This is a genomic window from Clostridium sp. HBUAS56017 (assembly GCF_007115085.1).
Classification (GTDB): domain Bacteria; phylum Bacillota; class Clostridia; order Clostridiales; family Clostridiaceae; genus Clostridium; species Clostridium cibarium.
This window is the reverse complement of the sequence record NZ_SULK01000016.1, coordinates 1-9,137: the sequence shown is the minus strand read 5'-3', so window position 1 is coordinate 9,137 and position 9,137 is coordinate 1. Positions and strand designations below refer to the sequence as shown.

6 protein-coding genes and 1 other annotated feature are annotated in these 9,137 nt (G+C 29.6%); of the genes, 2 read left to right on the top strand and 4 right to left on the bottom strand.

Annotated elements, in window-relative coordinates; translation table 11 throughout:
• Nucleotides 1–149: 149 nt before the first annotated feature.
• Together FAY47_RS13805 and FAY47_RS13800 are read right to left on the bottom strand one after the other, a co-directional pair.
• A complete protein-coding gene (locus tag FAY47_RS13805; RefSeq protein ID WP_143317496.1) occupies nt 150–1,076 on the bottom strand; it encodes a cysteine synthase family protein in 927 nt (308 codons plus the stop codon).
• 65 nt (nt 1,077–1,141) lie between these two features.
• The gene (locus FAY47_RS13800; RefSeq protein WP_243129626.1) at nt 1,142–2,146 is read right to left on the bottom strand and encodes a serine O-acetyltransferase; all 1,005 of its coding nucleotides are present in this window, start codon (nt 2,144–2,146) and stop codon (nt 1,142–1,144) included.
• A gap of 461 nt (nt 2,147–2,607) precedes the next feature.
• On the opposite strand from FAY47_RS13800, the gene FAY47_RS13795 reads away from it, so the two are divergent.
• Nucleotides 2,608–3,306: an aspartate/glutamate racemase family protein gene (locus FAY47_RS13795; protein ID WP_143317495.1), complete on the top strand. Its 699-nt coding sequence runs from the start codon at nt 2,608–2,610 to the stop codon at nt 3,304–3,306.
• Nucleotides 3,307–3,546: 240 nt separating this feature from the next.
• Here the strand turns inward: FAY47_RS13795 and FAY47_RS13790 are convergent, their stop codons facing one another.
• On the bottom strand, nt 3,547–4,545 hold the full coding sequence (locus FAY47_RS13790; RefSeq protein ID WP_143317494.1) for a LacI family DNA-binding transcriptional regulator: 999 nt from the start codon (nt 4,543–4,545) through the stop codon (nt 3,547–3,549).
• A 190-nt stretch (nt 4,546–4,735) separates the two neighbouring features.
• A complete protein-coding gene (gene ileS / locus FAY47_RS13785; protein WP_143317493.1) occupies nt 4,736–7,849 on the bottom strand; it encodes an isoleucine--tRNA ligase in 3,114 nt (1,037 codons plus the stop codon).
• A gap of 102 nt (nt 7,850–7,951) precedes the next feature.
• Nucleotides 7,952–8,196: a binding site (T-box leader), on the bottom strand.
• Between the two features lie 243 nt (nt 8,197–8,439).
• Between ileS and FAY47_RS13780 the strand changes: the two genes are divergently transcribed.
• Complete coding sequence (locus FAY47_RS13780; RefSeq protein WP_185966836.1) at nt 8,440–9,009, top strand: 50S ribosomal protein L25; 570 nt, start codon at nt 8,440–8,442, stop codon at nt 9,007–9,009.
• Nucleotides 9,010–9,137: the final 128 nt, after the last annotated feature.

Here is a 9,137-nt window from a genome sequence, read left to right as displayed (position 1 = left end):
GTTATAATTAACATAGATGCCTCCAGTATCGCCTCCCGGAAACGCAATGGTTTGATCTAAGAATAAATCTATGATTTTAGCTTTAAATCTTACATTATACATATCTTTATAATATAATTTTGTTGTTTTTTCATTTTCTTATAGAAATTTTAATTTGAAAATAGTTCATTGTAAAAATCCACATAATTGTTTCCAAAGTCATGAGATATTGTAGCAATAGTTTTTCCACTTCCTAATGTCTTCGCCAGCTCAATGGCAGCAACTATATTTGCACATGATGAAATTCCTAAGAAAAGGCCTTCTTTGGTTGATAATAATTTAGCAATTTCTTTAACTCTATCAAATGAAACGGATATTGAGGTATCTACAAGAGAGACTTCAAACGTTTCTGGAATTCCTTCTGCAGATACATTACCTTTAATTTCATGTGGAACAGCTATTCCTTTTAAAACCTCACATCCTTTAGGTTGCATTGCTGCTATTATTACTGATGGATAAGCTTCTTTAATTCTCTTTGCTATTCCAGATAATGTTCCTCCAGTACCAACACCACATACAAATCCATCTATGGGACTAGAAATTTGTTCTATAATTTCTTTACCTGTATATTTGTAATGTGTATTAGGATTTGAAGGGTTAATGAATTGGTTTAAATATACATAATCAGGATTTTCATTACAAAGTCTTTTTGCCGTCTCAATGTGTGCACCAAAAGCACTTTCACAAACTATTACCTTTGCTCCATAAGCATGCAACATAGACATTCTATCTTTGGTAATATAATGCTTTGGAATTACCAATACTACTTTATAGCCTTTTAAGCAACCGGCAATTGCTAGTCCAGTACCTGTATTACCACCTGTTCCTTCTATTATTGTTTGTCCACTATTAGGAACTAAAATACCACTTTTCTCAGCTTCTTCTATCATATTTAATGCAATTCTAGTTTTATGACTGCCTCCTGGATTAAACCCTTCAAGCTTTACATATATATCTGCAGAATCTTTAGGTACTATTTGGTTTAACTTAACAATTGGAGTATTTCCAATACAATTTACAAGTGAATATTTATCCATATACTTATCCTCCTAATATATTATTTTCTTCATTGCATAAATGGAATTTTAAAAAATTTCTACTATCAAGTTATAATATCTTTGAACATTAATTTCATTGCTATACAATTTGCTAGTATTACTTCATTATTATATTGATTAAATATTTTTAACAAAAAGATATTTTTGATTTCTTTTAATAAACTTTTATTAGTTGTTTTAAATTTAATTTTTATGATATCATTTTTCATCATCAGTACGTTGTATTCTATATAATTGATAGAATTAAAATCTTTATCTAAAACTTCAATAGAAGTATCTTTTAAGTTTTCCCCATATATAGACAATAACAATTCACCGTCATATTTTATATTAGTTATACTAATTGAATTAATACAATTTCGTTCTTTTAGAATTTGTAATTCATTTTGAATAATAACTTTTGAATTGCTAGGTATGTCACTTGTCAATACTGTGTGTGGACTAATTTTAACGTTATTCCCAATAGTAATTGGACCAAGTATTCTACTAAAAGCTCCTATTTCTACATTGTTCCCTAAAGTAGGATGTCTTTTTCCCGCTTCATTTGCAGAGATACCTTTAGATCCTAATATAACTCCTTGTAATAGATAACATTGTTCTCCTATCTCGCATGTTTCACCTATTACTGTTCCAATTCCATGGTCAATAACAAACTGTTTCCCAATTTTTGCGGCAGGGTGTATTTCTATACCCGTTTGTACTTTTGCATATTCGGAAATCATTCGAGCTAAAATTAATTTATTATAACTATCAATATTATTACTATAATAAATACAATTTGCGATTCTATATAAAACGATACATTTAAATGATCTATATGAATTTAATACTAAATCTAAATTTCCATTGCAAGCAGGATCATTATTTACAAAAGCTAATAAATCTTCAATCACTAAATTATATATACTATCAAAAATATAATTATAGTGTTCTTGAATAAGATTAAAATTCATTTCTTTTGATAATGAAAATACTTCATTCATACATTTACTTATGAATGTTTTTACATTTTCATAACATATTTTTTTTGTATATATATTTTGCTCCATATACCCCCCCCTGATACTTATTCAATTACTTGCCAAGTATATTGATACATTTTTTACAATAATATTATTATATTGTATTATTTTACATTTATTATTCCTAAATGTCAAATTTCGAACAACATTAGTGATTATTTAATACAAAAAGTTGCACTTTAATAACAAACTGCTTTTTTATAAAAAACATATTAAGGAATTAAAATAAACACTCCACCAATAACAAGGTTACCAAAGTTAACTACCGATGCACTTTGTAGTCCTAGACATATACCGATGACCTTCGGTATTTTAATTTATCTTACATACCAGAATCATCAACAATAACACTATACCTTCCGTTAAAATTATTAAATATATAGATTAATATCCATATCTATTTCTAGTTATTTACTTATCATATGGTATAATTTAGTTATAACTAAAATATATAACAGAAAATCATCAAATTGGAAGGGTGAACAGAAGTGAAACTAATTGGTTTAATTGGGGGTATGAGCTGGGAAAGCACGGTTACCTATTATCAAGTTGTGAACAATGTTATCAAAGATCAACTTGGAGAGTTACATTCAGCAAAGTGTTTATTATATAGTGTTGATTTTCATGAAATTGAGAAATGTCAATCAACTGGTAATTGGGAGAAGAGTGCGCAAATTTTATCAGAAGCTGCACAGAGTCTAGAAAAAGCAGGTGCAGAGTTTATAGTTATATGCACTAATACTATGCATAAAGTAGCAAATCAAATTCAAGAAGCTATTAATATTCCTATATTACATATTGCAGATGTAACTGCACAGGAATTAAAGAAAAGCTGTATTAACAAGGTTGCATTATTAGGAACAAAATATACAATGGAGCAGGATTTTTATAAGTCTAAATTAATTGAAAATGGAATTGACGTATTAATACCTGATTCAGAAGATATAAATCTTATAAATACAATTATTTATGATGAATTGTGTTTAGGAATTATATCCGAACATTCAAAGCAGATTTATCTAAATATTATAAATAAATTAGCAAAACAAGGTGCTCAAGGAACTATATTAGGTTGTACGGAGATTGGATTGTTAATTCAACAAAAAGACACTAAAATACCATTGTTTGATACTACTTTAATCCATGGTGAGCAAGCTGCATTATATTCTATTGGATATAAATTGTAGTTTTAAAAAATAATAATTTCGCTAAATATAATTTGAACTAAGCTTCTAAAAACGATGGTTTAGCTTATTGATTAAGTAAAATTTTATATGAAAAAATCAAGTAAGAGAGGCTATATCAGATTGAAGTTTTTTAACTCAATCTGATACAGCCCCTTGAATTTTTTATACTTTCCCATACATTAAGATAAAAATACCTATAAGCTAAAACTTACAAAAATATTAGCCTATAGGTATTATTTTTTATTTTGTACTGTCTCTCTTAATCAATTCATAATCAAGAACATATTGATCTTGTTCTAAATCTTTCTTATTAAGAATTTTTATAAGCATTCTCATAGCAACTGATCCCATATCATAACTTGGTTGGGTAATAGTTGATATTTTAGGATAGAAAATTGAAGCAGCATAGTTGTTATTAAACCCTATTACACTTACATCCTCTGGTACCTTAATTCCATTATCTCTAAGTTCATTTATTGCACCCATTGCAATTTCATCTGATGCACAAACAATTCCATCGAATTTCTTACCACTTTCTATAAATTGTTTTACACCTTTTGCTCCTGATTTTACTCTTAATGTATCAAAGCAAACTAGATCATCTAATACTGATAAATTAGCTTCCTTTAAAGCATTCTCAAATCCTATGTATCTCTCTCCCCATGCATTCATACCATCATTTTTTACACCAATGAAACCTAAATTCTTTATTCCTTGTTCAATAAGATATTTAGCTCCATCATGTACAGCACTTACGTTATCTATAGTAACGCTTGGGAAAGCACCATCCTTATCTTTTGTCTCAACCAATACGGTTTTTAAATCTAACTCGTTAATTAAATCTAAGATATCTTCATTAAGTGAACTACTCATATAAATGACTCCGTCCACCATCTTTTCCTTAAGAACTCTTAAATATTCTTTCTCTTTTTCTGCATCGAAATCAGAATTACATAGTATTACATTGTAATCGTATATATGTGAAACATCCTCTGCTCCTCTTACGATTTCAGGATAAAATTGACTTGATATATCTGGAATTAGTATACCTATAGTTTTAGTTCTTTGAGTTTTCAAACTTCTTGCTACAATGTTAGGTCTATAACCTAACTTCTTAATGGCGTCTAAAACCTTTTTCTTTGTGTCTTCATTTACAACATCGATATCGTTTAACACTCTTGATACGGTCGCAATAGATACGCCAGCCTCTTTTGCTACGTCTTTAATAGAAGTTGCCATTTATTTATCACTCCCATTTTTATATATTCTAATTATTAATTATACATATATATTAGCGCAATAACAAGCAGTTATCTTTTTTATTTATAGTTTTTCTTAAAACATTGTTCTTTTTGCACATAATAAATGATGCACAATTTAGAATATATATTACTAATTCTACCCTAAATTGTGCATTCATATTTAAATATTATCTAATTACTTTAACATCAATATCTAATTTTTCACCATTTATTGTTGTTTCCATATAATCGCAATTTTCTGCTCCGTATATAACTTCAACTGTTAAAGTGTCTCTTTTAATTATATCTTCAAACTTCTTGATTACATTCATTAACATGTCATTATTTCTAACATATAAGTTAATCTTGTCAGCAACTTCAAAGCCTTTTTCTTTTCTCATATTTTGAATTTTAGAAATCATTTCTCTTAAGTGACCTTCTTCTTTTAATTCTTCTGTAATATGAGTATCAAGAACCACTCCAATTTCTCCTTCACCTGCAAAAGCATAACCATCTAATCCTTGCATTGTAACAAGAATACTATTTGAATTTAATTCAATCTCAGTTCCGTCTATATTTATAACTTCAACGTTGCCACTCTTAATTTTTTGAGCTAATTCCATTTGATTTCTAGATGCTATTTCTTTTCTTATAGCTGGAATTAACTTTCCATAACTTTTACCAAGTACAGGCAGATTTGGCTTAAGCTCAAAATTAACATGTTCTGATAAATCCGCACCAAACTTTATACTCTTGATATTTAACTCATCAGTTATGATATCTCCATAATATTCTGGAATTGATGCAACTGAAACTAGTATTTCTGAAAGCGGCTGTCTATTCTTAATGTTAGCTCCGTTTCTAGCACTTCTTCCAAGCTTAACTATTGTATAAGCTAGATCCATCTCTTTTTCTAATTCTTTGTTTATTGCCTTTTCATCAACTTGTGGCCAATTGCATAAGTGAATACTTTCTTCCGCTTTTGAATCTAAATTAACTACTAAGTTTTGATAAATTTCTTCTGTTATAAATGGCACAAATGGCGCTGCAACCTTTGATAAAGTTACAAGAACTTTGTATAAAGTCACATAAGCTCCTATCTTATCGTCAGTTAAAGTTTCTGACCAGTATCTAGATCTATTTCTTCTTACATACCAGTTTGATAACTCATCTGTAAAATCTTCTATTTGAAGAGCTGCATTTGTTATATCATAAGCGTTTAACTTATCATCTACATCCTTAACTAAAGTGTTTAACTTAGACATAATCCATTTATCCATAACATTTTCTGATTTGAAATCAGTATAATCTAATGGATTAAATCCATCTATATCTGCATATAAAACATAGAATGAGTATACATTCCATAATGTGCTTAAGAACTTTCTTTGAGCTTCACCAACATCATCAACTGAGAACCTTGTTGGTAACCATGGTGCACTAGCTGTATAAAAATGCCATCTTGTAGCATCTGCACCTTGAGCATCTAACACCTCAAATGGATCGACTACATTTCCTTTTGACTTAGACATCTTTAATCCCTTTTTATCTAAAACATGCCCTAAAACTATACAATTTTCAAATGGATTTCTATCAAAAATAGCAGTTGAAATAGCTAATAGTGTATAGAACCAACCTCTAGTTTGATCAACAGCTTCTGATATAAATTGGGCTGGATAGTTTTGTTCAAATAACTCTTTATTTTCAAATGGATAATGTAATTGGGCAAATGGCATTGACCCTGAATCAAACCAACAGTCAATAACTTCTCTAGTTCTAACCATTTCTTTACCACAGTGAGGACATTTTAATTTAACATTATCAATATATGGCTTATGAAGTTCTATATCTTCTGGCACATTTCTTCCTTTTTCTTTTAATTCCTCAATGCTGCCAACACATTCCTTATGCCCACATTCACATTCCCATATTGGAAGTGGAGTTCCCCAATATCTATCTCTTGAAATACCCCAATCAATAACATTTTCTAAGAACTTACCAAATCTACCTGTTCTAATGTTATCTGGATACCAATTAATCTTATTATTGTTCTCTAAAAGTTTATCTCTTAGAGTTGTCATTCTAACAAACCAGCTTTCCTTTGGATAGTAAAGAAGTGGTGTGTCACATCTCCAACAATGTGGATATGAGTGAAGGTGTTTTTCTGCTTTGAATAACTTATTATTTTCTTCTAACCATTTACAGATGCTTTCATCACACTTTTTAACGAATTTACCTGCCCACGGAGTAACTTCTTCTACGAATTTACCTTCTTTATCAACTAAATTAATAAACGTGATTCCATTAGCCTTTGCAACTAAACTATCCTCTTCACCATAAGCTGGTGCAATGTGAACTATTCCTGTACCATCTGATAAAGTAACATAATCACCATGAATTATTTCAAATGCTTTTCCTTCTACTTTTGCAAAAGGCATTAATTGTTCATATTTAAGACCAACAAGTTCTGTTCCCTTAAATTCTCTAACTATTTCATAATCTTCACCAAGAACTTTTCCTGCTAAATCTTTTGCAAGAATTAAAATTTCTTCTCCAACTTTTGCTTCTATATAAGTGTAAGCCTTATTTACAGATATAGCTAAGTTTGATGGCAATGTCCAAGGAGTTGTTGTCCACGCTAATATATACTTATTTTCTTCCCCTTCTACCTTAAACTTAACAGTTGCAGTTAAATCTTTAACATCTTTATACCCTTGAGCTACTTCATGAGATGAAAGAGCTGTCCCACATCTTGGGCAGTATGGCATAACCTTGTGTCCTTCATATAAAAGACCTTTTTCCCACATTTGTTTTAATGCCCACCATACTGATTCTATATAAGAATTGTGATAAGTTACATATGGCTCATCCATATCAACCCAATATCCAATTTTATTAGTCATATCTTCCCACATTGAAACATATTTAAATACGCTTTCCTTACATTCAGTAACGAATTTTTCAACGCCATATTCTTCAATTTGTTCCTTACCTGAGATTCCAAGTTTCTTTTCTATTTCAAGTTCAACTGGTAAACCATGTGTATCCCAACCAGCTTTTCTTATAACTTTATATCCCTTCATAACCTTATATCTTGGGATAATATCCTTCATAACTCTTGTTAAAATATGCCCTACATGAGGCTTTCCATTTGCTGTTGGAGGTCCATCATAGAAAGTGAAATACTCACCATCTTTATTCATATCAAAATTCTTTTTAATTACACTTTTTGCTTTCCAAAAATCTGCGACTTCTTTTTCCATGCCTACAAAACCTTTTGGCATTTCTACTTTTTTGTACATTCTAAAGATACTCCTCTCTTATTTCCTATAGTTAACTTTTTTAGGTTATTTACCTTTATAAATTTATTAATAACTTTTTATAAAAATAAAAAAAACTCCATCCAAAAGGACGAAGTTATATTCGCTATACCACCTATGGCAAATGCATCTAAATATTTCAAGATGCTCTTTTCAAGTACTTTCATACTCTATCCTTTAACGCAGGCTTACGGGAAAACCTACTAAGCTTAAGCCTTTCAATTTCCAACTCCTAGGTGATTTTCCTTTAAACTCTATACAACTTTCCACCAACCAGTTGCTCTCTTAAAGTAGAAGATTTAAGTACTTTTCCTAATCATAGCTTTTGTTTATCATTATATATCAACACCTCAATATCTGTCAATTATCTTACAACTTTGCTTTAAATATATTTTTTCTAGTGATATACTTAAATTGTATTTCATTAAAGGAGGCGAATGCGATAAGGGAAATAACCTACAAACTCTATAGGAAGTAGGTCGCTTAATCCTAACGCATAAGATTACAAGCAGCTTAATTGCTATAGAGTACATTAGTAAAGTATAAATAATTTAATGAAAGAAGGCTTTATAATGACAAATCTAGCATTTGAAGTTATTGAAAGAGAATCTAATGAAAAATCAAACCTATTAAGAAAAAATGGACAAGTTCCTTGTATAATTTACGGAGGAAGTTTAGAAAAAGCAATTCCTATAAAAATTAAAAAGATCGAATTGATTAAACTTATTAGTTCAAACACATCAAGTTCCTTAATTCCTTTAAAAATCAACGGAAAAACCAAAACTTGTGTAATAAAAGAAGTTCAAAAAGATGTTTATGGAAAAGTTATTCATGCTGATTTTCAAGCTGTTAGAAAAAATGAAGTTATAAGATTGAAAATTCCTGTAACATTTTTAGGTGAAGAAAACTTAGAAACTAAGAGATTAGTTTTAGAAACTTTTTCTCCTGAAATAGAAGTCCAAGGCGTTGCTTCAAGTATGCCTGAAACTTTAGAATTTGATGTAAGTAACATGAATTTTGAAGATAAAGTTCTAGCAAGCAATATAACATTACCTAAGGGAATATCTCTAATAACAGATTCTGAAATATTATTAGCTATAGCAGCTAGTTCAAATAATAATTCCGAAGAAGAAGATGAATAAACTTCCAAATGAGATTATAAAAAAGGGAGGCTATATGCCTCCCTGAGGATGTAGAATAACTTGTGTAAATTGAATATTAGATATGTTTTATAACTGGAAATTTCATTTCCAGTTATATTTTTATCTTT

Coding starts and splice junctions, on each gene's coding strand:
- FAY47_RS13805 (WP_143317496.1), bottom strand. CDS start 1,076: ATGGATAAATATTCACTTGTAAATTGTATTGGAAATACTCCAATTGTT.
- FAY47_RS13800 (WP_243129626.1), bottom strand. CDS start 2,146: ATGGAGCAAAATATATATACAAAAAAAATATGTTATGAAAATGTAAAA.
- FAY47_RS13790 (WP_143317494.1), bottom strand. CDS start 4,545: ATGGCAACTTCTATTAAAGACGTAGCAAAAGAGGCTGGCGTATCTATT.
- ileS (WP_143317493.1), bottom strand. CDS start 7,849: ATGTACAAAAAAGTAGAAATGCCAAAAGGTTTTGTAGGCATGGAAAAA.
- FAY47_RS13780 (WP_185966836.1), top strand. CDS start 8,440: ATGACAAATCTAGCATTTGAAGTTATTGAAAGAGAATCTAATGAAAAA.